General features: G+C 71.9%; 28 protein-coding genes and 1 tRNA gene. 20 read left to right on the forward strand and 9 right to left on the reverse strand.

Features of this window, described 5'->3' with window-relative positions; all coding sequences use genetic code 11:
- The first annotated feature begins 117 nt into the window (after positions 1–117).
- From IEZ11_RS46970 to IEZ11_RS46990, 5 genes are all read left to right on the forward strand, one after another.
- Positions 118–795 carry an SDR family NAD(P)-dependent oxidoreductase gene (locus IEZ11_RS46970; protein ID WP_189269235.1) on the forward strand — a complete coding sequence of 226 codons (678 nt, stop codon included), beginning with the start codon at positions 118–120 and terminating at the stop codon, positions 793–795.
- A gap of 87 nt (positions 796–882) precedes the next feature.
- On the forward strand, positions 883–1,254 hold the full coding sequence (locus tag IEZ11_RS46975) for a DoxX family protein (RefSeq protein ID WP_189269236.1): 372 nt from the start codon (positions 883–885) through the stop codon (positions 1,252–1,254).
- Between the two features lie 430 nt (positions 1,255–1,684).
- The gene (locus IEZ11_RS46980; RefSeq protein ID WP_189269237.1) at positions 1,685–2,029 is read left to right on the forward strand and encodes a hypothetical protein; all 345 of its coding nucleotides are present in this window, start codon (positions 1,685–1,687) and stop codon (positions 2,027–2,029) included.
- Between the two features lie 147 nt (positions 2,030–2,176).
- Positions 2,177–2,854, forward strand: coding sequence for an SDR family NAD(P)-dependent oxidoreductase (locus IEZ11_RS46985; RefSeq protein ID WP_189269238.1), 678 nt, complete (start codon positions 2,177–2,179; stop codon positions 2,852–2,854).
- 212 nt (positions 2,855–3,066) lie between these two features.
- On the forward strand, positions 3,067–3,375 hold the full coding sequence (locus IEZ11_RS46990; RefSeq protein ID WP_308426600.1) for a winged helix-turn-helix transcriptional regulator: 309 nt from the start codon (positions 3,067–3,069) through the stop codon (positions 3,373–3,375).
- Positions 3,376–3,938: 563 nt separating this feature from the next.
- Here IEZ11_RS46990 and IEZ11_RS46995 read toward each other — a convergent pair.
- Positions 3,939–4,012: transfer RNA gene (locus IEZ11_RS46995), tRNA-Pro, on the reverse strand.
- Positions 4,013–4,118: 106 nt separating this feature from the next.
- On the opposite strand from IEZ11_RS46995, the gene IEZ11_RS47000 reads away from it, so the two are divergent.
- Positions 4,119–4,628, forward strand: coding sequence for a DUF309 domain-containing protein (locus IEZ11_RS47000; RefSeq protein ID WP_189269240.1), 510 nt, complete (start codon positions 4,119–4,121; stop codon positions 4,626–4,628).
- 45 nt (positions 4,629–4,673) lie between these two features.
- On the forward strand, positions 4,674–5,456 hold the full coding sequence (gene cobF / locus IEZ11_RS47005; RefSeq protein ID WP_189269241.1) for a precorrin-6A synthase (deacetylating): 783 nt from the start codon (positions 4,674–4,676) through the stop codon (positions 5,454–5,456).
- 102 nt (positions 5,457–5,558) lie between these two features.
- Here cobF and IEZ11_RS47010 read toward each other — a convergent pair whose 3' ends face one another.
- The 5 genes from IEZ11_RS47010 to IEZ11_RS47030 all read right to left on the reverse strand — a co-directional run bounded on the left by IEZ11_RS47010 (position 5,559) and on the right by IEZ11_RS47030 (position 8,019).
- A complete protein-coding gene (locus IEZ11_RS47010) occupies positions 5,559–6,305 on the reverse strand; it encodes a cobalt-precorrin-6A reductase (RefSeq protein WP_189269242.1) in 747 nt (248 codons plus the stop codon).
- Between the two features lie 198 nt (positions 6,306–6,503).
- Positions 6,504–6,626 (reverse strand): type B 50S ribosomal protein L36, encoded by a 123-nt coding sequence (ykgO, locus tag IEZ11_RS47015; RefSeq protein WP_046728129.1) that lies wholly within the window; start codon positions 6,624–6,626, stop codon positions 6,504–6,506.
- Between the two features lie 34 nt (positions 6,627–6,660).
- The gene (locus IEZ11_RS47020) at positions 6,661–6,921 is read right to left on the reverse strand and encodes a type B 50S ribosomal protein L31 (RefSeq protein WP_189269243.1); all 261 of its coding nucleotides are present in this window, start codon (positions 6,919–6,921) and stop codon (positions 6,661–6,663) included.
- Between the two features lie 35 nt (positions 6,922–6,956).
- Positions 6,957–7,121: a 50S ribosomal protein L33 gene (gene rpmG / locus IEZ11_RS47025; RefSeq protein WP_189269244.1), complete on the reverse strand. Its 165-nt coding sequence runs from the start codon at positions 7,119–7,121 to the stop codon at positions 6,957–6,959.
- A 124-nt stretch (positions 7,122–7,245) separates the two neighbouring features.
- On the reverse strand, positions 7,246–8,019 hold the full coding sequence (locus tag IEZ11_RS47030; protein ID WP_189269245.1) for a sulfite exporter TauE/SafE family protein: 774 nt from the start codon (positions 8,017–8,019) through the stop codon (positions 7,246–7,248).
- A gap of 206 nt (positions 8,020–8,225) precedes the next feature.
- Between IEZ11_RS47030 and IEZ11_RS47035 the strand changes: the two genes are divergently transcribed.
- From IEZ11_RS47035 to IEZ11_RS47045, 3 genes are read left to right on the forward strand one after another with little or no spacing between them, the layout of a single operon-like run.
- Complete coding sequence (locus tag IEZ11_RS47035) at positions 8,226–9,629, forward strand: glutamine synthetase family protein (protein WP_189269246.1); 1,404 nt, start codon at positions 8,226–8,228, stop codon at positions 9,627–9,629.
- Positions 9,629–10,771 carry an amidohydrolase family protein gene (locus IEZ11_RS47040; protein WP_189269247.1) on the forward strand — a complete coding sequence of 381 codons (1,143 nt, stop codon included), beginning with the start codon at positions 9,629–9,631 and terminating at the stop codon, positions 10,769–10,771. The genes IEZ11_RS47035 and IEZ11_RS47040 overlap by 1 nt, the downstream gene beginning before the upstream one ends.
- 43 nt (positions 10,772–10,814) lie before the next feature.
- Complete coding sequence (locus tag IEZ11_RS47045; RefSeq protein ID WP_189269260.1) at positions 10,815–11,342, forward strand: NUDIX hydrolase family protein; 528 nt, start codon at positions 10,815–10,817, stop codon at positions 11,340–11,342.
- 41 nt (positions 11,343–11,383) lie between these two features.
- Here IEZ11_RS47045 and IEZ11_RS47050 read toward each other — a convergent pair whose 3' ends face one another.
- The 3 genes from IEZ11_RS47050 to IEZ11_RS47060 all read right to left on the reverse strand — a co-directional run bounded on the left by IEZ11_RS47050 (position 11,384) and on the right by IEZ11_RS47060 (position 15,059).
- Positions 11,384–11,896 (reverse strand): PadR family transcriptional regulator, encoded by a 513-nt coding sequence (locus IEZ11_RS47050; protein WP_189269248.1) that lies wholly within the window; start codon positions 11,894–11,896, stop codon positions 11,384–11,386.
- A gap of 43 nt (positions 11,897–11,939) precedes the next feature.
- Positions 11,940–14,027: an ATP-binding SpoIIE family protein phosphatase gene (locus IEZ11_RS47055; protein ID WP_229713824.1), complete on the reverse strand. Its 2,088-nt coding sequence runs from the start codon at positions 14,025–14,027 to the stop codon at positions 11,940–11,942.
- Positions 14,028–14,105: 78 nt separating this feature from the next.
- Positions 14,106–15,059, reverse strand: a complete 954-nt coding sequence (locus tag IEZ11_RS47060; protein WP_189269250.1) for a TIGR01777 family oxidoreductase — start codon at positions 15,057–15,059, stop codon at positions 14,106–14,108.
- Between the two features lie 148 nt (positions 15,060–15,207).
- Here IEZ11_RS47060 and IEZ11_RS47065 point away from each other — a divergent pair, with 148 nt between their 5' ends.
- The 10 genes from IEZ11_RS47065 (at position 15,208) to IEZ11_RS47110 (ending at position 26,157) form a co-directional block, all read left to right on the forward strand.
- Positions 15,208–16,416, forward strand: a complete 1,209-nt coding sequence (locus IEZ11_RS47065; RefSeq protein ID WP_189269251.1) for an ROK family transcriptional regulator — start codon at positions 15,208–15,210, stop codon at positions 16,414–16,416.
- A 126-nt stretch (positions 16,417–16,542) separates the two neighbouring features.
- Complete coding sequence (locus IEZ11_RS47070; RefSeq protein ID WP_189269252.1) at positions 16,543–17,892, forward strand: ABC transporter substrate-binding protein; 1,350 nt, start codon at positions 16,543–16,545, stop codon at positions 17,890–17,892.
- A gap of 2 nt (positions 17,893–17,894) precedes the next feature.
- Positions 17,895–18,893: a carbohydrate ABC transporter permease gene (locus IEZ11_RS47075; protein ID WP_189269253.1), complete on the forward strand. Its 999-nt coding sequence runs from the start codon at positions 17,895–17,897 to the stop codon at positions 18,891–18,893.
- Positions 18,890–19,747 (forward strand): carbohydrate ABC transporter permease, encoded by an 858-nt coding sequence (locus tag IEZ11_RS47080; RefSeq protein ID WP_229713831.1) that lies wholly within the window; start codon positions 18,890–18,892, stop codon positions 19,745–19,747. Before IEZ11_RS47075 ends, IEZ11_RS47080 begins: the two co-directional genes overlap by 4 nt.
- Positions 19,748–19,790: 43 nt before the next feature.
- Positions 19,791–21,074, forward strand: coding sequence for a 6-phospho-beta-glucosidase (locus tag IEZ11_RS47085; protein WP_189269254.1), 1,284 nt, complete (start codon positions 19,791–19,793; stop codon positions 21,072–21,074).
- On the forward strand, positions 21,067–22,068 hold the full coding sequence (locus IEZ11_RS47090; RefSeq protein ID WP_189269255.1) for an N-acetylglucosamine kinase: 1,002 nt from the start codon (positions 21,067–21,069) through the stop codon (positions 22,066–22,068). The genes IEZ11_RS47085 and IEZ11_RS47090 overlap by 8 nt, the downstream gene beginning before the upstream one ends.
- Positions 22,069–22,207: 139 nt before the next feature.
- Positions 22,208–22,900, forward strand: a complete 693-nt coding sequence (locus tag IEZ11_RS47095) for a TetR/AcrR family transcriptional regulator (RefSeq protein WP_189269256.1) — start codon at positions 22,208–22,210, stop codon at positions 22,898–22,900.
- The gene (locus tag IEZ11_RS47100; RefSeq protein WP_189269257.1) at positions 22,897–23,949 is read left to right on the forward strand and encodes a threonine aldolase family protein; all 1,053 of its coding nucleotides are present in this window, start codon (positions 22,897–22,899) and stop codon (positions 23,947–23,949) included. The genes IEZ11_RS47095 and IEZ11_RS47100 overlap by 4 nt, the downstream gene beginning before the upstream one ends.
- Positions 23,950–24,033: 84 nt before the next feature.
- The gene (locus IEZ11_RS47105) at positions 24,034–24,453 is read left to right on the forward strand and encodes a hypothetical protein (RefSeq protein WP_189269258.1); all 420 of its coding nucleotides are present in this window, start codon (positions 24,034–24,036) and stop codon (positions 24,451–24,453) included.
- Positions 24,454–24,528: 75 nt separating this feature from the next.
- Complete coding sequence (locus IEZ11_RS47110; RefSeq protein WP_189269259.1) at positions 24,529–26,157, forward strand: multicopper oxidase family protein; 1,629 nt, start codon at positions 24,529–24,531, stop codon at positions 26,155–26,157.
- Positions 26,158–26,398: the final 241 nt, after the last annotated feature.

Raw genomic sequence — 26,398 nt, forward strand, 5'->3', positions numbered from 1 at the left:
TCCATTTCCCGTGGTACGGTGAACGCATCGAACCGGTAAGCCCTATCCGGATCTAGATTCGGATAGGGCTATCCATATCTGCTGCCTCTCTTCGTGGAGGCCTGCGAAAGGATCGCTGTGAGCAGCATCGCCATCGTCGGAGCCGGCCCCCAGCTGGGCCTGGCCATCGCCCGCACCTTCGGCGCCCAGGGCCACGACGTCGCCCTCGTCTCCCGCAACCGCGACAAGCTCGACGACCTCGTCGGCAAGCTGACCGCGGAGGGCATCACCGCCGCCGCCTTCCCGGCCGACGTCCTCGACCGCGACGCCCTCACCCAGGCGCTGACGGACGCCGCCCAGCGCTTCGGCGGCATCGACGTCCTGGAGTACTCCCCGCTGGGGACGTTCGGCCAGGTCGTCCTGACCACGCCGGCCGAGAGCGACTACCCGGACATCCAGCACGAGATCGAGTTCCAGCTGTACGGGGCGATCGCCGCGACCAGGGCCGTCCTGCCCGCGATGCGCGAGGCAGGCACCGGCACCCTGCTCTACACCACCGGCGCCGGCTCCCTCGACCCCCTGCCAGTGGTCGGCAACGTCAACGCCGCCGCCGCGGCGCTGCGCAACTGGGCGGTCAACCTGCACAAGGAACTCGACGGCACCGGCATCCAGGCCGCCCACATCGGCATCGACGTCTCGATCGCCGTGTCCCTCATCCCGGGCCAGTTGGTGGTCCAGCCGGAGGGCATCTCCCCCGTCTACTGGGACCTGCACACCACCAAGCGCGACCAGGCCGAGATCGTCTTCAAGGGCTGACCGCACCGGCTTCTCCCGCCGGCCCCCTGATCGCGCCGCGGCGTGCGAGCGCCGCGGCGCGACCGAAGAGAAAGCCCCTCCGCTCCGATGAACATGTTCCTTTGGGTCCTTCAGGGCCTGCTGGCCGTGGTGTTCGCCGCCTCCGGCGTCCTCAAGACCACCAGGTCCCGTGAGCAGCTCAGCCCGCAGCTGCCCTGGGTGAACGATGTCCCGCCCGTGACTGTGCGTCTGATCGGCACCGCCGAGTTCGCCGCGGCCCTCGGGCTGATCCTCCCGGGCGCCCTGGACATCGCGACCGTACTGACACCGCTGGCCGCCACGGGCATCGCGGTGATCATGATCCTGGCGATGGGCTTCCATGCCCGCCGCAAGGAGCCCTCGGGGATCGCCTTCGACGCGGTACTCCTGATCGTCACAGCCACCGTGATGTGGGGCCGCTTCGGGCCGCACGCCTTCTGACCGGCCCGACTCCTCCTCCGGCGGCACCGATCGGCAACTGCCCCGGGGCCGCCGCCCCCTCCCCCATCCCTCTTTCCGTACCGTCGCCGCCGAGACCGGCCACTGCGCCGAGCGCCTCGAACTGGCCGTCTCCACCCACCTCTACACCCACTTCCACGTCGGCAGGACTTCCCCGGAAGCCCCCGGGAGGTCATCGACAAGATCCTCACCGAACACGCGTTGTTCGGCCTCGACCGGTTCCTCGGCCAGGTCGACTCCGGCGGCATGCCCGCCCCGATGGTCCACGACTCCATCGAGCTCCTCGCCACCGAGATCGCCCCCCGCCATCCGCAAGGAGCTCGGCGTTCCGGCAGGACCCACGGCGGAATGAACACGGACGAACCAGCTCCGCGACCGCCCTCGCCGACCACCACTCGCAGGAGAAGCAGACATGGCAGAAGCCAACGACCCGTCAGCCGGCCACCCCCCGCAGGCCGGCCCACTCTCGTCGGACCGCCGCTCGGCACAGCTCGCCGAAGCCTTCAGGGACGCTCTGATCCGCATGCGCGACGGCAAGGACCTCACCGCCGAGGACCTCGACATGACCACCGACCTGCTGGAAAGGGTGCAGGCGGCCAACGGCGTCTCCCTGGCAGCGGCCATCATGCCGATGCTCAAAGAGGTCTTCCAGGACGGTCGGCAGGGCTACACCCCAGAGGCACCGACGGTCCTGCCCGCATCCGGCCCCGCACCCATGCGACGCGTCCGGACCCCGCCCGAACCCCGTTGGTGGTGACCCTCCGCGCACTCAACGGCCCGGACCTGCCGGGAACCCGACCCGAGCAAGAGAGACCAGCCCGAAGCGCAGGGCCCCCTCGCCGCCGACAAGGCTCAAGCGCCTCATCACCCGACGCTTCCCACCCCGTTTCACGAAAGGATCGCTGTGAGCAGCATCGCCATCGTCGGAGCCGGCCCCCAACTGGGCCTGGCCATCGCCCGCACCTTCGGCGCCCAGGGCCATGACGTCGCCCTCATCTCCCGCAGCCCCGACAAGCTCGGCGACCTCGTCACCACCCTCACATCCGAAGGCATCACCGCCACCGCCTTCCCCGCCGACGTCCTCGACCGCGACGCCCTCACCCAGGCACTCAAGAACGCCACAGACCACTTCGACGGCATCAACGTCCTGGAGTACTCCCCGGCCGACACACGCAGGCCCACCGCCCCGGCCACCCCGGCCGACATCGAACCGTCCCACATCCAGAACGAGATCGAGTTCCAGCTCTACGGAGCGATCACCGCCACCAAGGCCGTACTACCCGCAATGCGCGAGGCAGGAACCGGCACCCTCCTCTACACCACCAGCGCCCGCTCCATCACCCCCCAGCCGCCCACCGCCAACACGGACGCCGCCATGGCCGCTCTGCGGAACTGGGCCGTCAACCTGCACAGGGAACTCGACGGCACCGGCATCCAGGCCGCCCACATCGGCATCGACGCAACGATCGGCACCCCCACGTTCTACGGGCAGCCCTGCGTCACGGCCGATCAGATCTCCCCCGTCTACTGGGAACTTCACACCACCAAGCGCGACAAGGCCGAACAGGTCTTCAGAGGCTGACGCGACACTCGCTGAGCAGCGCCATTCCCTCCCAAAGATCACAGCGGCGGCCTTCCATGCTTCCGAACAAGCCAAACACTCACGTTCACGCTCCGCGTGCGCCAGGCGGGCAAACAGTCGGCAACAGCCAGTCACCCCCCGAACAGCACGACACTTGCTCTTCCGGTCGCACCAAACGGATCTCGCCCCGTCATACGCCACACCCATTGCAGGTGGACAGAGCCATCACCCGTGCCTTCGAACTGCTGGGAAAGCGCTGGACCGGCCCCATCGTGTCCGTACTCACTGCGGGCCCCGCCTACTTCGCCGACCTGCACGGCGCGATCCCCGGAATCAGCGAGCGCATGCTCTCCAACCGCCTCGCCGAACTCGGTGCCAGGGAACTCGTCGCGCGCGAGGTCGACGAAGGGCCACCGGTTCGCGTGTCCTACCGCCTCACTTCGGCTGGCACAGCGCTGGAGCCCGCCCTCAGAGTTCTCTCGCAGTGGTCAGAGACCTACCTACTGGCGGACGGCCCGTAGCGGCGGCCGACCGCTGTCACCCCACGGGAGGTCCTTTGCGTTCGACCTCGGCATCTCTGGAAACCTGCCGGCGAACTTCGCGCTCCACCCCGGCCCGCTGCTCGTCCTCCACGACGAGACGAGCCGAACGCTCCGGATCCGTGGACGCCGGGAACTCCCCATTGGCCTACAGAACCCAGAGGTCATCCGTCAGCAGTGGCAGCTCTCTGGGATTTTCGGCCCCGCCGACCGGCAACGAACGTGAACCGGCCTCTTCCGCGTCATCTGGTCTGCGGACCCCGAGTACTCCGCGTTGCAACGTTTCTCGCGGCCTTGACTTTGCCACCCGCAGGTCAGGCGGCCTTTGCGAACGGTTCAAGAAACGCCACGCACTCCACATGATGCGTCATCGGAACCCTGCGCCTTACCGTCCGTTCCGTGGCGCTCCCTGGCCAGGTCGAAGTGCGTCACGATCCTCGTCAGACGCCCTGGTCCCCAAGCCGTCCCCAAGCGGTCCCCAAGAATGATCAAGGGGCCGCTTCAGAATTCCTCTGAAACGGCCCCTGACCTGCGACTTCGAAAAGTCGGGACGACAGGATTTGAACCTGCGACCCCTTGACCCCCAGTCAAGTGCGCTACCAAGCTGCGCCACGTCCCGGTGCGCTCGCTCGCGGTGAACCGCGTGATCGCGCGAACAGCACCTTACCGTACGTCCCCCGGCGCGCAGAAAGAGGGCGGGGCGGTGGGGAGGGACAATCGGTCGTATGGAAGACGCGGGGACAGGGGCACGGGACCGGGACACCGAGGGGCGGGCGCGCAACGCCCGGCCGCGTGACGGGCTGGGGCGGCCGCTGCCGTACGGCGCGGCGGGCGTCGAGCGGCAGCCCGAGGGGGTCGTACGGACCCCGGAGGAGACGGTCGTCGAAGCACAGGCGCTGCTGGACGCGGGGAAGCCCTTTCACGCGCACGAGGTGTTCGAGGACGCCTGGAAGTCGGGGCCCGAGGCGGAGCGGACGCTGTGGCGGGGGCTGGCCCAGCTGGCGGTGGGGCTCACGCACGCGGCCCGCGGGAACCTGACCGGCGGGGCGCGGCTGCTGCGGCGCGGCGCCGGCGCGGTGGAGGAGTGGGCGGCCGGAGGCGGCGGGCCGCGGCCGTACGGGATCGACGTCGACGGGCTCGCGCGGTGGGCGCGGGAGCTGGCCGGGCGGGTGGAGGGCGGCGGCCGGAGCGTCGGTGCGGTCGCCGAGGCACCCCGGTTGCGCGGCGCCCGGTAGCACCGGGGTGACCCGCTGTCAGTGGCATGCGGCAGACTCGGGGGCGTGCGAAAGATTCATGTCATCGGTATCGGCGCGGGCGACCCCGACCAGCTCACCCTCCAGGCGGTCCGGGCGCTGAAGGACACGGACGTGTTCTTCCTCCTCGACAAGGGCGAGGTCAAGAGCGACCTGACCCGGCTGCGCCGGGACATGCTCGACACGCACATACCGGACGGTGGTTACCGGCTGGTCGAGGCGCGGGACCCGGAGCGGGACCGGGCCGCGGGCGGCGGGGCGTACTCACCGGCCGTCGGCGACTGGCGCACCGCCCGTGCGGACATCTACGAGCGGCTGATCCGCGAGGAGCTGGGCGCCGAGCAGACGGGTGCCTTCCTGGTGTGGGGCGATCCGTCGTTGTACGACAGCACGTTGGCGATCCTGGAGGAGGTACTGGCCCGGGGCGCGGTGCGGTTCGCGTACGACGTGGTGCCCGGGATCAGCAGTGTCTCGGCGCTGGCGGCCCGGCACCGGACGGGGCTGAACCGGGTGGCCCGGCCGGTGCAGATCACCACCGGACGGCGGCTCGCCGAGGGGCTGCCGGACGGGGTGGACGACGTGGTGGTGATGCTCGACGCGCACCAGGCCTTCCGCCGGTACGCGAACCAGGACATCGACATCTACTGGGGCGCCTACCTCGGTACCCCGGACGAGATCCTGGTCTCGGGTCCGATCGCCGAGGCCGGTCCGCGCATCGAGCGGCTGCGGGCCGAGGCGCGCGAGCGCAAGGGCTGGATCATGGACACGTATCTGCTGCGCCGCCACCGGGAGGTTCCGAAGGAGGGCTGAGCGGTACCCGGACGGCTGCCGGTCCAGGACCCGGCCGGCGGGCTGTCCGCACGGGCCGCGGACCTGACGTCCGCCGCCGGGGCGGCCTGACGCCCGAGGCGGTCAGGCGGGGCCCAGCCCCAGCCGTTCCAGTACACCGGCGACATCCGGCACCGCCGTCGCCCCCTGCGGCAGCGGGGGCCGCCGTACGACGACCACGGGCAGCGCCAGCTCCCGGGCGGCCGTGAGTTTGGCGGCCGTGGCCGCTCCCCCGCTGTCCTTCGTGACCAGGACGTCGATCAGGTTCTCGCGCAGCAGCGCGGTCTCGTCGGCCACGGTGAACGGCCCGCGCGCCAGCAGCACCTCGGTGCGCCGGGGCATGGGGGGCTCGGGGGGCTCCACGGACCGTACGACGAAGTGCCGGTCCGCGAGGTGGGCGAAGACGGACAGGCCCAGGCGGCCGGTGGTGAGGAAGACGCGGGGGCCGAAGCGGGGCAGCGCGGCGGCGGCCGCGGCCAGGGACGGGACCGGGTGCCAGTCGTCGCCGGGGCCTGGCCGCCAGCCGGGGCGGCGCAGGACTACGGAGGGGATGCCGGTGGCCCGCGCGGCGCGGGCCGCGTTCGCGGTGATCGTCTCGGCGAAGGGGTGGGTGGCGTCCACCAGCGCGTCCACGCGGTGCTCGCACAGCCAGTCGCCGAGCCCGGCCGCCCCGCCGAACCCACCGATCCGCACCTCACCGGCCAACGAGCCCGGCCGCGCGACCCGTCCCGCGAGCGAGGTCGTGACACGGATCCCGGACCGCCCCGACAGCTCGGCGGCGAGCCGGCGCGCCTCAGCGGTACCACCGAGGATCAGGACATGCGGGGACATGCAGCGAGCGTACGGGGCCGCCCCGGGCGACAGCGCCCTGGGGCCCGGCATCCGGGCCCCACGCACGGGCCGGGTTTCCTCAAGGTCCGCAAGCCCCCCGAGGTCTTCGCACCTTCCGGATTCCGGCGGCAGGCGTGCCGGGACGCGCCGCGGCCGCCCGGCGGGATGCCGGGCGGCCGCGGTGAAACGGGACCTCTGTCAGCCCTGGCGGGCCTTGAAGCGGGGGTCCTTCTTGTTGATCACGTAGACCACGCCACGTCGGCGGACCACCTGGGCGCCGGGCTTGGCCTTCAGCGAGCGCAGGGACTTGCGGACCTTCATCGTGCTGTTCTCCTCGGGTCGGTCGCCGGGCCGGTCAGCCGCGGGCGGCGGCGGTGCGGCCGTACCGGCGCTCGAAACGCTCCACTCGGCCGGCGCTGTCCAGGACCCGCGCCCGGCCGGTGTAGAAGGGGTGCGACGCGGACGAGATCTCCACGTCGATCAGCGGGTAGGTGTTGCCGTCCTCCCACTCGATCGTCCGGGACGAGCCGGCGGTCGAGCGGGTCAGGAACGCCGTGTCGGCGGCGCGGTCGCGGAAGACCACGAGCTGGGACGCGGGATGAATGCGGGCCTTCATGGGGTTTCCTCTCTGGGGCGGCGGTGTGTCCGGCTTCAGCGCTCTTCGCGGAAGTCGACGTGCGCGCCGGCCACCGGGTCGTACTTGCGCAGGACCAGCCGGTCGGGGTCGTTCCGGCGGTTCTTGCGGGTCACGTAGGTGACGCCGGTCCCCGCCGTCGACTTCAGTTTGACGACGGGACGCGCGGTGCTGCGTGCCATGAGGTCCTCCTTTCGCCCACACCCGGTATCTTTGATCCGAGCATGTCATTCACGACCGGTCCAACAACGCCTCCCGCCGTCGCATTCCCGGCCCGCCCGACCGGTCGGCGGTGCCCGGGACCGGTCAGCGCAGGAGCAGCTGGAGGCCGCCCACGACGGTCGCCGCGATGACCAGCTGCTCGAACAGCCGCTGGTTGATCCGGTGCACGGCCCACTTGCCGATGAGCGCGCCGGGGACGACGAACGCCACCAGCGCGGCGTCGAGGAGCAGCGAGTGGCCGTCGATCAGGCCGAGGCCGGCGCTGAAGGGGACCTTGGAGAGGTTCACGATCAGGAAGAAGAACGCCGAGGTGCCCAGGAAGCCGAGTTTCCGGAAGCCTGCCGACAGCAGGTACAGCGACATCACGGGGCCGCCCGCGTTGGCGACCATCGTGGTGAAGCCGCCGAGCACGCCGTACGAACCGGCCTTCACCCGGCCCGCCCGGGTGGTGACCGCGTCCGGGTCCTCGGGAGGCTCGGCCGTGCGGCGCCGCCACAGCGTGACCCCGGCCATCAGCAGCAGGATCGCGCCGATCGAGGTCCGTACCACGCTGTCGTCGGCCCAGACCAGGAACAGCGTGCCGATCACGACGCCGCCCGCGACGGCCGGGAACAGCCGCCACAGCGTGGGCCAGTGCGCGTGCCTGCGATAGGTCGCGACGGCCAGCACGTCGCCCGCGATGAGCAACGGGAGCAGGACACCGGTGGAGGCGCGGGCCGGAAGGACCGCGGCGAAGATGGCGAGGCTGACGGTGTTGGCCCCGCTGACGGCGGTCTTGGAGAAGCCGACGAGCAGAGCGGCGAGTGCCAGGGCGGCGAACTCCCAGCCGGATATGTGCCAGAGCGTCATCGTGTTCATGCGGGGACCGATGCTATGTCCGGACAACCCGATGCGGTAAGTGCCGTCTCGCCGATCGGCCGGCTCGGGGCACACCCCGGTGGAGCAGGGCCGTCTCGTCACGCCGGCAGCGCCGAGCCGACCCGCGCCGGTAGCGCGGTTCGGCGCGGTCGCCGTGAAACCCTGGCCGGGACGCGTGCATCCGAGCCCGTCGAGGAGGACGTCGTATGCCACCCCTGGTCGACCCCGTGCCCGGCGGGAGCCCCGGCGATCTCGCCCGGGCCCATGCCCTCGCCCACGAACTGTCCGCGCAGGGCGTGCGCGGGATCGTGCTGGCCTATGTGGACACCGCCGGGGTGTGCAGGGTCAAGACGGTCCCCTGGCAGGGGCTGCAACCGGCGGTGGCCTGGGGCGTCGGTATGTCCCCGGTGTTCGACACCTTCCTGGCCAACGACGCGATCGTGCGCACCGACGTCCTCGGTTCGCCCGACGGCGATCTGCGCCTCTACCCGGACCTGGACCGACTCGTGGTGCTGGCCGGGCAGCCCGGCTGGGCCTGGGCGCCCGTCGACCGGGTGACCCAGGAGGGCGACCGGCACCCCGGGTGCAGCCGCACCTTCCTGCGCCGGGTCGTCGCCGACGCGGAGGAGCGGCACGGCGTCACCTTCCGGGCGGGCATCGAGATCGAGTGGTCCCTCGGCCGGGCCGCCGCACCCGCCGACGAGTTCGTGCCGGCCACCTCCGGCCCGGCGTACGGCGCCGCCCGGCAGATCGAGCTGAGCGACTACACCGCCGACCTGCTCGCGGCCCTCGAGCGGCAGGAGGTGCCGGTCGCCCAGCTGCATCCCGAGTACGCGCCCGGCCAGTTCGAGCTCTCCACCGGCGCCCTGGACCCGGTGGCGGCGGCCGACCAGAGCGTGCTGGTACGGCAGACCATCCGCGCGGTCTCGCACAAGCACGGCCTGCGGGCCAGCTTCGCCCCGGCGGTCGCCGAGCGGGGCGTCGGCAACGGCGGCCATCTGCATCTCTCCCTCTGGCGCCACGGGGTGAACCTGCACGCCGGGGGCGACGGCCGGTACGGCATGACGGCCGCGGCCGAGTCCTTCATCGCCGGGCTGCTGGCGCACCTGCCCGCGCTGACGGCGGTGACCGCGCCGAGCCCGGCCAGCTATCTGCGGCTCCGGCCCGCGCAGTGGGCGGGTGTGTTCACGGCCTGGGGCCGGGAGACCCGCGAGACCGGGATCCGGGTCATCACCGGCACCGCCGGCCACCAGAGCCAGGACGCCAACCTGGAGATCAAGCCGGTCGACCTGGCCGCCAACCCGTATCTGGCCCTCGGCTGCGCCATCGCCGCCGGACTCGACGGGCTCGCCTCGGCCGCGTCGCTGCCCGCGGAGGTCACCGACGACCCGGCCCGGCTGGTCCCGGACGAGGCGGTGGCCCGGGGCGTGCGCCGGCTGCCGACCTCGCTCCCCCAGGCGGTCGAGGAGTTCCGCGAGGACGAGGTGCTGCGCACCGCGCTCGGCGCGGTCCTCGCCGACGCGGTGATCGCCGTCCGCGAAGGCGAGACGGCGGCGGTCGCCGGCCTCGACGACGCCGGGGTGGCGGCGGCCTACCGCTGGAAGTACTGATGCCGGGGGCGATCCGGGAAGCCCTCGACGCGCTCCCCCTCGTCGACCACCACTGCCACGGCGCGGTCACCGCCGACCTCGCCGAGCCGGAGTTCGCGTCGCTGCTGACCGAGGGCGAGGCCTGGCCGGGCGTCTCGCCGTTCGACACCCCGGCCGGCATCGCCGTACGACGCCACTGCGCGCCCCTGCTGGGGCTGGACCGGCACGCGCCCGCCGCCGACTACCTGGCGCGCCGGGCCGAGCTGGGCTGGCAGGAGGTCAACCGCCGGTTCCTGACGGCCGCGCACACGGAGACGTTCTGCGTGGACACCGGCTACGCCCCGCACCCGGTCACCTCCCCCGCCGAACTCGCGGCGGCGGCCGGCGCGCGGGCGTACGAGGTGGTGCGTCTGGAGAGCATCGCCGAGGCGGTGGCCGCACAGGGCATCGACGCGGCCGGGTACGCGGCCGCCTTCCGGGCGGCGGCCGAGGAGGCGGTACGGCGGCCGGGTGTGGTCGCGGTCAAGTCGGTGGCCGCCTACCGCACCGGTTTCGCCCTGGACCCGGCGCGGCCGACGTACTCCGAGGTGACCCGCGCGGCCGCGCTGTGGTTCTCCCGGGGCGGCAGACTGACGGACCCGGTGCTGATGCGCCATCTGCTGTGGACCGCGGTCGGTCTGGGGCTGCCGCTCCAGCTCCACGCCGGTTTCGGGGACTCGGACCTGCGGCTGCACCACGCGGACCCGGCCCTGCTCACCGACTGGCTGCGGCTGACCGTCGGCACCGTCCCGGTGCTCCTGCTGCACTGCTGGCCCTACCAGCGTCAAGCCGCCTACCTGACCGCGGTGTTCGAGCATGTGTACCTCGACGTGGGTCTCACGCTGCACCACGTGGGCCCGGCGCGGGCCGGGGCGGTCCTGGCGGAGGCGACGGAGATCACTCCGTTCCGCAAACTGCTGTACAGCTCGGACGCCTATGGTGTGGCCGAGTTCCACCACCTCGGCGCACTGTCCTTCCGGCAGGGACTGGCCGGATTGCTCCAGGACCGGGTGGACGCAGACGAACTGAGCCCGACCGACGCGGTGCGGATCGCCGCCTGGACAGGACGCGACAACGCCCTTCGCCTCTACGGACTTCCCGCATCCGACCCCGGCCGCGACTGACCCGCGCGCCCCGCCCGGAAAGTATGATCAAGCAATGTCTGACATGACCGAAACCACGCCCGGTTGGCTGTCCTCCGACGAGCTGGAGATGGCTCGCGCCCGCATGCCGATCCTGTACGTGGAGGCCGTGCCCGTGCGCGTCGACGACAGCGGCGAAGTCACCAGCATCGGGCTGCTGCTGAGAATCGGCCCGGACGGAACGGTCAGCCGGACCCTCGTCTCCGGCCGGGTCCTGCACCACGAGCGGGTACGCGACGCCCTGCTGCGCCATCTGGAGAAGGACCTCGGCCCGGTGGCGCTGCCCCGGGTGCCGGCCTCGCTCCAGCCGTTCACGGTGGCCGAGTACTTCCCGACGCTGGGCGTCACCCCGTACCACGACCCGCGTCAGCACGCGGTGTCGCTGGCCTACATCGTGCCGGTCACCGGTGACTGCCGGCCCCGGCAGGACGCCCTGGACCTGGTGTGGTTCAGCCCGCAGGAGGCGGTCTCCGAGGCCCTGCAGAGCGAGATGCCCGGCGGCCACGGGGTGCTGCTGCGGCAGGCCCTCGCCCATGTGGGGTTCGTGAACTAGGGCGCCGCCCCGGGTCCCGGCCGGTGTGCCGCCGACGGCGTTCAGCCGAGCTGTTCGGCGGCCCAGCGGGCCCAGTCGCGCTCCATCTCGGCCCAGCGCAGGCCGTATTCGAGGGCGATCCGGCCATGGGCGGTCAACGGCCCCTCGTCCTGCTCAAGTTCGGTGCTCAGCTCCGCGAGCCGCTGGTGGTGGGCCCCGGCCAGCTCCGCCCGCTCGGCGAGGACCGCGCGGGCCTGGTCGTCCGACGCCAGGTCGAAGAAGAACACCTTGAGCAGCAGTTCGCTGCGGCGCGACTGCTGCTGGGTCGGGGCGACCAGCCACCCCCGCAGTTCCCTGAGTCCCTCGTCCGTGACCCTGTACTCCTTGCGCCGGCGCGGGCCCTCGGCGGACACGTCGACCAGCCCGGCCTCCGCGAGGCGGTTCAGTTCCCCGTACACCTGGCTCTGGGTGGCCGGCCAGACGAAGGCCAGCGAGGTGTCGAACAGCTTCAGCAGGTCGTAGCCGCTGGCGGGCCGGTCGACGAGGAGTCCGAGGAGTGCATGGCGGAGACTCATGATTCCATCGTAGATACACCATTGACAGATCGGACCTGACATCTCAGTTCAGACCTGTCGGTGATGGATCATGGGAGCCGTTCGGGATGTCCTGTTCGGTCCAGATGCACTTGGCGTCGCTGAGGTAGCGGGCGCCCCAGCGCCGGGACAGCGCGGCGACCAGCTGGAGGCCGCGGCCGCCCTCGTCGGTGTAGGTGGCATGGCGGATGCGCGGGGTGCTGAGGCTGCCGTCATAGACCTCGCAGGTCAGGATGCGGCTGCGCAGCAGCCGTAGCCGCATGGGGCCCTTGGCGTGCCGGACGACGTTGCCGACCAGCTCGCTCACCAGGAGTTCGGTGGTCATCGACAGGTCGTCCAGGCCCCACCGGGAGAGCTGGCCGCGGACGAGTTCCCGGGCCTGGCCGGCCGCCCGGGGGTCGTCGGGCAGGCCGAAGGAGGCGATGTCGGCGGCGGGTATGGCCCGGGTGTGGGCGATGAGCAGGGCCGCGTCGTCGGTGGTCCGCTCCCGGTCCGGCAGCAGCTCCGAGACGACCGTGTCGCACAGCTCGGCCAGGCCCCGGGCGTCCTCCTCCTGGTCCGCGCCGGTGAGGCGGGCCGGCCGGACCGCGGCCCGGCCCAGCACGCGCAACAGCTCGGCCAGGCCTTCCTCGGCGTCCCGGGCGCCGGATTCGATGAGCCCGTCGGTGCACAGCACGACCAGGGTCCCGTCCGCGAGCGGGAGTTCGTGCACGGCGAACGGCGGGGTGGCGGCGCCGAGCGGCGGATCGGGGCTGACGACGGGACTCTGCACGGTGCCGTCCGGATGCACGAACACCGGTGGCGGATGCCCGGCCAGGGAGTAGCAGCAGGTGCGGCCGACCGGGTCGTAGACGGCGTAGAGGCAGGTGGCGTAGAAGTCCTCCCCGAGTTCGCTGACCAGATCGTTGAGGTGGCCCAGCAGTTCGTCGGGGGCCATGTCGAGGTCGGCGAGGGTGCGTACGGCGGTGCGCAGCCGGCCCATGGTGGCGGCCTCGGCGATGCCGTGGCCCATCACGTCACCGATCACCAGGGCGACCCGGTCGCCGGAGAGCGGGATCACGTCGAACCAGTCGCCGCCCACCTGTTCGCCCCGGCCCGCCGGCAGATACCGGGCGGCGGCGACGACGGCGGGCAGCCGCGGCAGTGTCCGGGGCAGCAGGGCGCTCTGCAGCTCCTCGGCGCGGGCGTGCTCCAGGTCGTACAGACGGGCCCTTTCCAGCGCCTGGCCGACCAGGGCGCTGAGCGTGGTCAGGTGGGCGCGGTCCTCCTCGCTGAAACGGCGCGGCCGGTCGTAGGACAGGACCGACACCCCGATCGCGCGGCCGGAGGCGATCAGCGGCAGGAACGCCCATGCCGTCTTCGGCGAGGCCCCCATCATGATCTTGTCCGTGACGGCGGGATAGCGCTCGTACATCTGGGCGGGCGACTCCATGAACTGCGGCCGGCGGGTGCGCAGCACGTCGGCGACGGGCATCCCGGCGGTGAGCGGGCCCTCGAACCGCCGCAGGTAGTCCGCCGGGTAGCCGACCTCGCCGACCCTGGTCAGCCTGCCGTCCTCGAACACGGAGACGACCAGTCCGGCGGCGCCGAACGGGGACAGGACATGCTGTGCGACGGCCCGTACGACGTCCTGGACGGTCACGGCCTCGGCGAGCGTCGCGGTCAGCTCCACCGTCCGGACCGTGCGCCCGTGCCCGGCCGGGGTCTCCCGGTGCGGCGGCCTCCCTTCCGCGCGGTCCAGACACTCGGCGGTCCAGGCCGCCACCGCGTGCAGGAAGGACAGCTGTACGTCGTCGGGTCCGCCGGTTCCGGGAGCCGCCAGCACCGAGAGCGCGCCGACGGGCCCCTCGGCCCCGGTCAGGGGGACCGCCACCGTGCCGGCCGCGCCGGTCCCGAGGCCGTCCTCGGCCATCTGGACGAGGACACCGCGGCGCAGTGCGCAGGACGGCGGCGCGTCCTGTTCCTGGCGCAGCTCCGCCCAGGGCCGTGCCGTCTCGGCGTCGACACCGTACGCCGCCACCAGGTTGAGCCGGCCCGCGTCGGCATCCCATCGATGCAGGAGGGCGCCCTGCCCTCCGGTGCCCGCCGTCGCCTGCCGGAGGGCCAACGCCACTGTCCTCGCCCACGCCCCCACGGCTGGGGGCGACTCGGGTTCGGCCCCTTCCGGACGGTTCGGGCACATATCGACAGGTTAACGCGGCAGGCCGGAGCGACCACCGGGGCCGGCGGCCAGGTGCCGCCCCTGGGACAGCGCGGCACGCAGCGCTTCGTCGATGCCGGGCTGCCGGAACGTGAACCCGGATTTCAGCAGAGCGGCCGGAACGGCACGGCAGCTGCCCGTGATGCCCTCGGAGAACTCACCGAGGACGGCCCGCAGCGCGAAGGCGGGGACGGCGGCAACGGTGGGCCGGTGCAGGATCCGGCCCGTCGCACGGGTGATCTCGCGGTTCGTCAGCGGTTCGGGGGCGGTGAAGTTGAGGGGGCCGGCGATGTCGTCGTGGTCGATCGCATGCCGCAGGGCGGCGATGTGGTCGGGGAGCGAGATGAACGGCCAGAACTGGTCACCCGAGCCCAGCCGGCCGCCGAGGCCGAACCGGAAGAGCGGGAAGAGCCTGCCCCAGGCGCCGCCGTCGGCGGAGACCACGAGCCCGGTACGCGGGTGGACGACCCGGACGCCGGCCCGCTCGGCCGGCGCGGCGGCGGACTCCCAGCCGACGCAGACGGAGGCCAGGAAGTCGTCGCCGGCCGGGTCGGCCTCCGTGACGACACGGTCGCCGGTGTCGCCGTAGTAGCCGGTGGCCGAGGCCGAGATCAGCACCCGGGGCGGCCGGCCGGCCTCGGCGCAGGCCTCGGCGACGGTCCGGGTGCCCTGGAGGCGGCTGAGCCTGATCTCCTGCTTGTACGCGGCGGTCCAGCGCCGGTCGCCGACCCCCGCACCGGCGAGGTGCACCACGGCGTCGACACCGGCCAGGACGGCCGGGTCCAGCCGGGCACCGGGCTCCCAGGGCGCCGACTCGCTCCCGTCCGCCGCCGGGGCCGGGGTCCGGCCGCGGGTCAGACGCAGCACCCGGTGACCGTCGGCGAGGAGGGAACGGGTGAGGGCGGAACCGATGAGCCCGGTGGATCCGGTGATCGCGACGCGCATGACGTTCTCCGATGAGCGAGTATGACGAGCGAATGTTTGAGAGTTCAAACTCCTCTTCGGTCAGCGTACTCCCACGGAGGTGTTGATTCCGGCCAGGCCCGCGCGTATAAATAAGCAACTTTCTTTCTTACAGAGGGACGAGGGCTCCGTGACCCGTCGTTATCCAGCAGGTCCGCAGCGGTTGCTGCGTTCGCTCAACGGCCGTGCCGTTCTGGAGGCGATCGACGAGGAGGGTCCGGTCACGACCACCGATCTGGCCGGGCGGATCCCCCTGTCCCGGCCCACCGTGGCCGCCGCGGTCGGACTGCTGCTGGAGCGCGGCGTGATCACCGAGGTGGGTCCGGCGACCGGCCGCAAGGGCCCGGCACCCGCCCAGTACGAGGTCAACGCCGACTGCGCCTTCGCCATCGGCCTCGACGTCGGCCACCGCAGGATCCGCGCCGCGGTTGCCGACGTCACCGGCCGCGTCCGGGCCCGCGCCGAGGCGGAGCAGCACGGCGACCAGGGTGCCGGCGCCCTCGTCGGGCAGGTCCTGGAGATGTGCGGGGACCTGGCGGGACAGGTGGGCCGGGAGCTCTCGGACATCACCCAGGTCGTCGCGGGCCTGCCGGCCGCGGTCGGTCCGGACGGACGGCGGTTGTCGTACGCCGCCGGGCTGCCGGACGCCGGGGCGGGCCTCGGCGAGGCGTTCGGCCGGGCGGTCCCGGTGCCGCTGGTCCTGGAGAACGACGTCAACCTCGCGGCGCTGGCCGAGCGCACCCATGGCCGCGGCACCGACACCGACGACTTCGTGCTGGTCAGCCTCGGGGTCGGACTCGGCCTCGGACTGGTGGTGGACGGACGGGTCCGGCGCGGCGCCACGGGGGTCGCCGGTGAGGCCGGCTATCTGCCCAGCGACCGGATGATCGCACCGGCCGGGCAGCGCCGGGACCTGGTCCAGGAACACCTGGGCGCCCGTTACATCAGCGCCGAGGCGCGGCGGCTGGGCCTGCCCGGCGACGGCAGTCCGCGTACCGTCTTCGGACTCGCCCGCGCCGGCGACCCCGGCGCGCTGGCGATCGTGGACGACACCGCCCGCAGCGTCGCCTACGTGGTGGCCTGCGTGGTCCCCCTCATCGACCCGGCACTCATCGTGCTGGGCGGCGCCATCGGCGCCAACGGCGATCTGCTGCTGGAGGCGGTCGACCGTCATCTGGCCGACTTCAGCACCTTCCGCCCGCCGGTCGTGGCGTCCGGCCTCGGCCAGGACGCCGTGCTCACCGGAGCCACCACCATGTCGGCGGAGCTGGCCCGGGAGGCCGCCTTCGCCGCCGCCACCACTCCCGTCCCGCAGGCGGAGCCGTCGGCTCTGTCCTGACAGACACCGCGGCGACGCCGTCCTGCCGGACAGCGCCGCCGCTCCGGGTCACCGGGCATTGCCGTGCCCGTCGACCGACGACCGATCCGTCACCCAGGGAATCCCGTCTCCGAGGAAGGACGATCAGTGTTCAAACCTATCACCGGAGCCGCGGCCGTCACGGCCGCCGGCGTCCTGCTGCTGGCAGGCTGCACCTCCACCGGCCCCGCCTCCTCCCAGCCCGACACCGCCATCACCCCCGGCGCCTCGCACGCCGCCACCACGGTCACCGTCTGGACGTTCAACCATCTCCCCAACGAGGTGGCCGCGTTCAAGGAGACCCTGAACCGGCTGCACAGCAAGTACCCGTGGCTGACCGTCAAGTTCGTGCCCAACAAGGACGACGCCGCCTACGCCAAGGCGGTCGCCGCGGGCGACCCGCCCGACGTCTTCGTCAGCTCGGTGCCGGACAACGTGGCCAAGTTCTGTTACAACGGCACGGTCGCCGACGTCGGCCCCTACCTGACCTCGGCCAGGATCGACGCGGCGAAGACCTTCCCGGCCGCGACCCTCGCCTACACCCGCTACCAGGGCAAGCAGTGCGCGCTGCCCCTGCTGACCGACGCCTTCGCGCTGTACTACAACAAGCAGATGTTCAAGGCGGCCGGCATCACCGAACCGCCGAGGACGCTCGCCGAACTGACCGCCGACGCGAAGAAACTGACGGTCAAGAACTCCGACGGCTCCATCAAGACGTACGGCTTCGTGCCGCGTTCGGACTACGACGTCAACCGGTACCTCTACACCGGCGCGCACAGCGGTACCGAGTTCTACGGCAAGGACGGCAGGACCACCTTCGCGTCCGACGCCAAGTGGCAGCAGCTGCTGAAGTGGGACCAGGGCCTGATCGACTACTACGGGTCGGCCAATGTCCAGAAGTTCGTGGGCCGTTACCAGCCGCACGCGGACGACGCCGGCAACCCGCTGCTGACCGGTGCCGCCGCCATGGAGTTCGACGGCGAGTGGCACGTCGGTGAAATAGCCACCGAGAAGAAGGACTTCGACTACGGCGTGGTGCCGATGCCGGTCCTGGACGGATCGTCGGGCACCTACGGCGCGGGCAGCACGCTCGGCACCGTCGCCTATCTGTCGGCGGGCTCCCAGCACAAGCAGGAGGCGTTCTTCGCGCTCCAGCAGCTCACCACCGACACCACGTTCCTCAACACCCTGGCCGACACGGTCTACAACGTCCCCTCCACGTTCGCCGCGCTCAAGGCCTGGGACCAGCGGGACGACCCGCACTGGAAGCCGTTCGTCGACGTCTTCGAGAACAAGAACTCCACCTACAAGACGCTCACCCCGGCCGGCATCGAGGACATGGACACCTGGCGGGCCTTCCTGCTCGACTACGAGCAGGGCAAGGTGACGGACGTCGCGAGCGGTCTCGCGGGGGTCGGCAAGAAGATCGACGACCTCAACTCCGAGAGCGGGCAGTAGTCATGACGACCGTCCTCGCCCCCGTCGGCGAGGCCCCGGGCTCGGCGCGCACGCGCCCTGCCCGGGGCGGGCGCCGCCGCCCGAGCCGGGCCCGCTGGTGGGTCGTGCTGGCCTTCCTGTCCCCGTTCGCCGTCGGGTTCTGCGTCTTCGTGCTCTACCCGGTGGCGGCGACGCTCTACTACTCGCTCACCGACTTCCAGGCCGGCTCCTACCGTCCGGTGCAGTTCGTCGGGCTGCGCAACTACCGCGCCCTGTTCGAACAGTCCGACACCTTCTGGGTGTCCGTGCGCAACACCCTGTGGATGGTCGTCGTCATGGTGCCGCTGCGCACCGCCTGGGCCATGTTCACCGCCTGGGTGATCATCCGGGTCAGGCGCGGCCGGGCCGTGTACCGTACGCTGTTCTTCCTGCCGTCGATGGTGCCGGTGGTGGCCGCGGCCCTGTCGTTCATCGTGCTGCTCAACCCGGTCGGCCCGCTGAACCGGCTGCTGGGTCTCGTCGGCGTCGACGGTCCGGGCTGGTTCGCGGACCCCGCCTGGTCCAAGCCCAGCCTGGTCCTGATGGCGCTGTGGGCGAGCGGCAACGTGATGGTCATCTTCTCCGCCGCCATGCTCGACGTGCCCCGCGAGCTGTACGAGGCGGCCGAACTCGACGGCGCGGGCACGCTGCAGAAGTTCCGCAGTGTGACGCTTCCGGCGATCTCCCCGGTGATCTTCTTCGCGCTGCTCACCGGGATGATCTACACGTTCCAGTACTTCACGGAGGCGTTCGTCGCCTCCAGCTCCGCGAACGCCACCTCCTCCAGCAACGACCTGATCGGCTACCCCGCCAACTCGCTGCTGTTCTACTCGACCGAGCTGTACCGGCAGGGTTTCGGCTACTTCAAGACCGGCTACGCCTCGGCGATGGCCTGGCTGCTGTTCCTCGTCATCTTCGCGGCGACCGTGGTGTTCATCCGCGCCTCCCGCCGTTTCGTGCACTACTCGGGCGGTGGCCGGTGAGCACTGTTCAGCTGACGAAACCGCGGGCCGGGCGGCGCGCGCTGTACGTGCTCGCCGAGCACGCGCCCGCCGTCGCCGTGGCGCTGTGCTTCCTGCTGCCGCTGACGATCGGCGTCCTCACCGCCTTCATGACCCAGCACCAGGCAGGCACCGGCTCGCTGTGGCCCTCGCCCTGGGAGTTCGGCAACTTCGGCGAGGTCTTCAGGGCCATGCCGTTCGGCCGTGACCTGCTCAACACCATGCTGTACGCCGGGCTGTCCACGATCGGTGTCGTCGTCTCCTCGGTGCCGGTGGCCTACGCGCTGGCGCGGCTGAAGTGGCGCGGCCGGGAGGCGGTCTTCCTGGTCGTCCTCGCCGCGATGATGATCCCGGCCCAGGTCACCAGCCTGCCGCTGTACGTCATGTACGCGCACGCCGGCTGGGTGGGCACGCTGAAGCCGCTCATCGTGCCGTCCTTCTTCGGGGACGCGTTCAGCATCTTCCTGCTGCGCCAGTTCTTCCTCACCATCCCGGAGGAGTTCACCGAGGCGGCCCGGGTGGACGGCGCGGGCGAACTGCGCATCCTGTGGCGGGTGCTGATCCCGATGGCCCGCCCGGCGATCGCCGCCGTGGGCCTGTTCGCCTTCCTCTACGCGTGGAACGACTTCTACAACCCGCTGCTCTACACCGGCAACAGCGACACCGGCCAGACCCTCGCGGTCGCCCTCAGCCAGCTCGCCAAGAACGGCCACCAGAACGCCTACCAGCTCCAGATGGCGGCCTCGCTGATGTTCCTGCTGCCCGTCCTGGTGCTGTTCTTCCTGGCGCAGAAGGTCTTCGTCGAAGGCATCGCGCTCACCGGCGTCAAGGGCTAGACCGCCCGCAGGGTCCGAACCCGCATCTCTCATGGGAGCACGAGTGAAGATCACCGTTGTCGGCGGTGGCAGTACCTACACACCCGAACTGATCGAGGGCTTCGCCCGGCGCGCGGATCTGCTGCCGGCCGGCGAACTCGTCCTGCACGACATCGACGCGGAGCGTCTCTCCGTCATCGGCGGCCTGGCCCGCCGGATCCTTTCCCGGCACGGCTTCCCGGGCCGGCTGACCGTCACGACCGACCTGGCACAGGCGGTGGACGGCGCCGACGCGGTCCTCGTCCAGCTGCGCGTGGGCGGCCAGGCCGCCCGGCTGGTCGACGAGACCCTGCCGAACCGGTTCGGCCTGCTCGGCCAGGAGACGACCGGTCCGGGCGGCTTCGCCAAGGCCCTGCGCACGGTCCCGGTGGTCCTCGGCATCGCCGAGGAGGTACGGCGCCGGGCCCGGCCCGGCGCCTGGATCGTCGACTTCACCAACCCGGTCGGCATCGTCACCCGCGCCCTGCTGGACGCCGGCCACCGGGCGGTCGGACTGTGCAACGTGGCGATCAAGTTCCAGCGGCAGCTGGCCGCGCGCCTCGGCACCGACCCCGGCCGGGTCCGCCTCGGCCACGCCGGCCTCAACCACCTCTCCTGGATCCGCTCGGTCTGCGTGGACGGCGTGGACCGGCTGCCGGAACTCCTGACCGGTGACGCCCTCGACGGCCTCGCCGCCGAACTCCGCATCCCCGCCGGGGCGTTGCGCGACCTCGGCGCGATCCCCTCGTACTACCTCCACTACTTCTACTGCACCCGGCAGGAGCTCCGCGCCCAGCAGGAGGGACCGCACCGGGCCGAGCAGGTTCTCGCCATCGAACGGGAGTTGCTCGACCTGTACGCGGACCCCGCGCTGGACCGCAAGCCGGAGCTGCTCGAACGGCGCGGCGGGGCGTACTACAGCGAGGCGGCGGCCGCCCTGGTCACCAGTCTGCTCACCGGCGACGGCGCCCACCACTATGTCAACGTCCGCAACGACGGCGTGCTGGCCGGCCTCCCGGACGAGGCCGTGGTCGAGGTGGCCGCCGACGTCGACACCGGCGGCCCGCGCCCCGTGCCCGTGCCGCCGTTGCCGCCCGAGATGCTGGGCCTGGTCCAGGCGGTCACGGCGTACGAGACCCTGGCCGTCGAGGCGGCGCTGACCGGCGACCGTACGGTGGCCCGGCGTGCCCTCGTCGCCAACCCGCTGGTCCGCGAATGGGAGACGGCGGACGCCCTGCTCGACGCGCTGCTCGCGGCCAACCGCCGGTACCTGCCGCGGTTCTTCGCCGACGAGGCCGTCGATGCCTGACCTCGTGGTGGGCGTCGACGGGGGGAACTCCAAGACCGACCTCGTCCTCGCGGACACCGAGGGGCGGCTGCTGTCCTGGGTACGCGGCGCGGGTACCCGCCCGCACACCGAGGGCATGGAGACCACCACCGAACGGCTCGCCCGGCTCGGCCGGTTCGCGCTGGCCGAGGCGGGCCTGCCTCAGACGGCCCCGGTCTCGGCCGGCGCGTACTTCCTCGCCAACGTCGACCAGCGGGCCCAGGAGCGGCTGGCCCTGCGGCAGCTGACCGAGCTGGGGGTGGCCGGACGGACCGTCGTACGCAACGACACCCTGGCGGTCCTGCGGGCCGGGGCACCGGGCGGCTGGGGGGTGGCGGTGGTGTCCGGCGCCGGCATCAACGCCGCGGCCGTCCATCCCGGGGGCCGCTCGGCCCGCTTCCTCTCCCTCGGCGACATCACCGGGGACTGGGGCGGCGGCCTGGCGGTGGCGCGGGCCGGTCTGGGCGCCGCGGTCCGCGCGGGTGACGGACGGGGACGGACCACCCGGCTGCGCCGGGACCTGCCGGTCCACTTCGGCCTGGGCAGCGTGGAGGCCGTCGCGCTCGCGGTCGGCGCCGGGGAGATCCCGGTGACCGCCCTGCACGGTCTGGCACCGCTGGTGTTCGCCGCCGCCGAGGACGGGGACGCGGTGGCGCGGGACATCGTGGAACGCCTGGGCGACGAGATCGTCGCCATGGTGACCGCGCTGCTCCGCCGGCTGCGGCTGCTGCGCACCCCGACGCCGGTGGTCCTGGGCGGCGGCACCCTGCAGAACGACCATCTGCTGCTGCGCGACCACATCGCGGCCCGGCTCGCCACCGAGGCACCGCTGGCCCGGCCCCGTGTCCTGGACGTGCCGCCGGTCGCGGGCGCGGCGGCGGAGGCCCTGGTCACCGCGGCCGCCCCGGCCGACGCCCGACGACGCCTCCGCGAGGCGATCGGCGCCCGGAAACCACCGGACGCGGTTGCCGACTGAGTCCGCCCGGCCGCCGCCCCTCCCCGGCCGGCCGCGCCTCCTGCCCATCGGCGCCTCCACCCCCACGTGCACCCCTTCCGAGCGACCGGCCACCCCGTGGGGTACTCGGTACGGTACGACGTACCGTACGATGGCTCGCATGCCCCGCCGCTCCGACTCCCTCGATCGCGCGACTCCGGAACGCATCGCCGAGACCGCCCTCCTCCTGCTCGACGAGGGCGGCCCCCAGGCGCTCACGTTCCGCGAGCTGGCCGCGAAGCTCGGTATCGCCGTGGCGTCCCTCCAGCGCCGTTGTACGGACCTGGCGGGACTCCTCGACCTGTGTCTCGACCACCTCGCCACCCGACTGCCCGCACCGGCGCCGGACACCGACTGGGCGACCGCGTCCGAGGAACGCTTCACCGCTCTGTACCGGCTGCTCGCCGCCCACCCGAGTCTGGTGACCCTGCGCGGAGCGCGCCCCTGGATGGGGCCCAACCTCCTCGCCCGCCTCGTGGAGCCGCAGCTCGCCGACAGCCTCCGGGCCGGGATGACACCCGAGGAGGCGATCGCCTCCTACCGGCGGATGTACCTGCTCACTCTGGGCAGCGCGGGCTTCGTCGACCACCGCGACCCGAAGGCGGCCCGGGCGGCGACCCGCAGGGCGCTCGCCGCGCTCGACCCGGAGGAGTTTCCGGTCCTCACCGCTCACCTGGCGGTGATCGTGCCGGCGGTCGCCGAGCACGAGATCTACCACGGCGCCCTGCGCCAACTGATCGCCGCGGCCACCCCCACCGCATCGCCCGGCCTGCCCGCATCCGGCGTCACAGACCACGAAGGACCCAGATCATGATGTCCACGGCTCCGACAGCACGCGTCTTCAGCAGCGACAACACCGCCGGCACCTCTGCGGAGATCCTCGATGCCCTGGCCCGCGAAGCCACCGGCCAGGCCCTGCCCTACGGGGCGGACGACACCACAGCCACGGTCCGGCGCCGTCTGAGCGACGTCTTCGAGCGTGAAGTGGACGTCCTGCTGGTGTCCACCGGGTCCGCCGCGAACGCGCTGGGCCTGGCCGCGCTGACGCCGCCCTGGGGCAGCGTGCTCTGCCACCGCGACAGCCACATCAACAACGACGAGTGCGGGGCGCCCGAGTTCTACACCGCGGGCGCCAAGCTCGTCCCGCTCGGCGGCGACGACGCCAAGATCGACCCGGACGAGCTGCGGGCGGCCGCACGGCACAAGGCCGGGGACGTGCACAGCGTGGAGCCCTCGGTGGTGAGCATCACCCAGTGCACGGAAACCGGGGCCGTCTACACCCTCGACGAACTCCGTACCCTCGGTTCGGTCGCCGAGGAGGCGGGGCTGCGCACGCACATGGACGGCGCCCGGTTCGCCGGCGCCATCGCCTCGCTGGACTGTGCGCCGGCGGAGCTGACCTGGCGGGCGGGCGTCGACGTGCTGTCCTTCGGCGCCACGAAGAACGGCACGATGACCGCGGACGCGATCGTCGTCTTCGACCGCTCCCTCACCCCGGAACTGGCCTTCCGCGCAAAGCGCGCCGGTCAGCTCGCGTCCAAGATGCGCTTCCAAGCCGCCCAGTTCGACGCCTACCTCGCCGACGGCCTGTGGCTGCGCAACGCACGCCACGCCAACGCCATGGCCGCCCGCCTCCAGGAGGGCCTGAAGGCGATACCCGAGGTCCGGTTGCTCGGTACCGCAGACGCCAACATCGTCTTCTGCCGCCTGCCCCAGCAGATCACCGAGGGGCTCCTGTCCGACGGCTACGCCTTCTACCACGACCGCTGGGAACCGGGTGTGGCCCGGTTCGTCACCTCGTTCACCACCGCTCCCCAGGACATCGACCACCTCCTGAGGGCGGTCCGCCAGCACGCCGCCTGACGGAGCGCCCGACCGGCGGATGCGCGCCGGGTACCCCCTAGGGGTACGATGGTGATCCTTCTGTCACGGCCGCAGGTGGAGCACATGACGATTCGGGCAGCTCGCGGCGGCACAGCCGTCCGCTGGGCGTACGGGGTGTTCCTCACCCTGTGCGTCGCGCTGGCCGTACTCGTCCACCACGAGACGCCCGCGACGGACGTCTCCGCCATGCCGGGCGCGGTTCACACCCCGTCCGTGAGGTCCGACAGGGCGGCGCCGTCCGGCGCGGGCGTCTCTCCCCTGCACGACATCGGCGACGCCACCTGCGCCTGTGCCTGCGTCATGCCCGGCTCGCAGCACTGCGGCGCCGCGAGCGTCGAGTCCGTGCGACTTGCCGCACCCGGCCCGGTGGCGTTCGATCCGCTGGCGCGGCTGCGGCCGTCCGTGGCCGGGCGGGTACCCGGTGCCACCGCGATCGGCCGCGCCCCACCCGACCTGAGTGTCCTCTCCCAACTGCGCATCTAGGCCGCACCGGACGGCGTGCAAGGTGCCGTCCTTCCGCGACCGCATCGGCAGTTTCGAAACAGAGGACACAACCAGATGAACAGCATCAACCGTCGCTCCGTCCTGCTCGCCGGGCTGGGCGCCGCGGGCGCCGGCGCGCTCGCCGCCTGCAGCAGCGGCTCCGGGTCCGGCGGCGGTGACGACCTGGTCAACCCGTCCGACTCGGTGGTCGCCGCCGCCGAGAAGAAGCGTCCCAGCACCGGACGGCAGCAGAAGCTCACCCTGACCGCGGCTCCTGCCATGATCGATCTCGGCGGCGGCGTCATGCCCAGGACCTGGGCCTTCGACGGCCGTACCCCGGGCAGGGAAGTCCGGCTGTCGGTGGGCGACACCCTGGTCGCCGAGTTGTCCAACCAGCTCCCGCACAGGACCGCCACGTCCATCCACTGGCACGGCATCGCTCTGCGCAACGACATGGACGGCGTGCCGCCCGCCACCCAGAACACCGTCCGGGCCGGCTCCACGTTCACCTACCGCTTCCTCGCCGACGCCCCGGGAACGTACTTCTTCCACCCGCACATCGGTGTCCAGCTCGACCGCGGCCTGTACGCGCCCCTGATCGTCGAGGACCCCGAGGAGACCCTCTCCTACGACGACGAATGGGTCGTCCTCCTCGACGACTGGGTCGACGGCGTCACCGGCACACCCGACCAGGTCTTCGCCGAGCTCAGGCAGGGCATGGGCGGCATGGGTATGGAAGCGGGCACCAGTTCCGGCGCCGACGGCACGGGCGGCCACGACATGAGCAACATGAGCGGGATGGACATGAGCGGCGACTCCGCATCCGCCTCCCCCACGCCCTCCGCCTCCTCCGGCGGCATGTCGACGAAGTTCATGCTCATGAGCGCGCCCAGCAAGCTGCTCGGCGGCGACGCCGGCGACGTGAAGTACCCGTACCACCTGATCAACGGCCGAGTGGCCACCGACCCGGACGTCTACACCGGCAAGCCCGGCCAGAAGATCCGGCTGCGGATCGTCAACGCGGGCTCGGACACCGCCTACCGGGTCGCCCTCGGCGGCCACAGGCTGACCATCACCCACACGGACGGCTTCCCGGTCCGGCACCAGGACGTCGACGCCCTCCTGGTCGGCATGGGCGAGCGGTACGACGTCCTCGTCACCCTCGGCGACGGCGTCTTCCCGCTCGTCGCCCTGGCCGAGGGCAAGAACGCCAACGGTCTGGCCCTGATGCGTACCGGCTCGGGGAGCAGGCCGACGGCCACCGTCCGCCCGCAGGAACTCGACGGCATGATCATGACCGCGTCCCAGCTGCGCGCCACCGACGAGGCACGCCTGAAGCGGGCCAGGACCGACGTGACGCACCAGATCAGGCTGACCGGCGGCATGATGCGGTATGACTGGGCGATCAACGGCACCCCGTTCGACATGAAGGACCCCGAGGCGAACCCGATCCTCGTCGAGCAGGGGCAGCGCGTACGGCTCGACTTCGTCAACGACACCGGCATGTGGCACCCGATGCACCTGCACGGCCACACCTACCAACTCGGTGCCCTTGGACCACGCAAGGACACCGCGATCGTGCTGCCCAAGAAGAAGCTCTCCGTCTTCTTCGATGCCGACAACCCCGGTCAGTGGATGCTGCACTGCCACAACGCGTACCACGGCGAGGCCGGAATGATGGCCAACGTGGCCTATCACGCCTGATCCCTCACCGCCTACCACCCGTGTACTCTCCGGCGGCGCCCGGAAGGCGCTGCCGGCCAAGGACCGACGGACCGGCCCTCACCTCGGCCGAGTCAGCCGTCCGTCGGGCCGGAACCGTCATGGTTCCGGCCCGACGGACGAGGGGCACGCGCAGGCGGCCCACCGGGCACGGTCGACTAGGGCGTGTTTTGAAAGGTCGGCAGCCTCAGCTCGTTGACCGTGGACGGCTTCGTCCCTTGAG

The sequence above is a fragment of the Streptomyces fuscichromogenes genome (genome assembly GCF_014645815.1).
Taxonomy (GTDB): domain Bacteria; phylum Actinomycetota; class Actinomycetes; order Streptomycetales; family Streptomycetaceae; genus Streptomyces; species Streptomyces fuscichromogenes.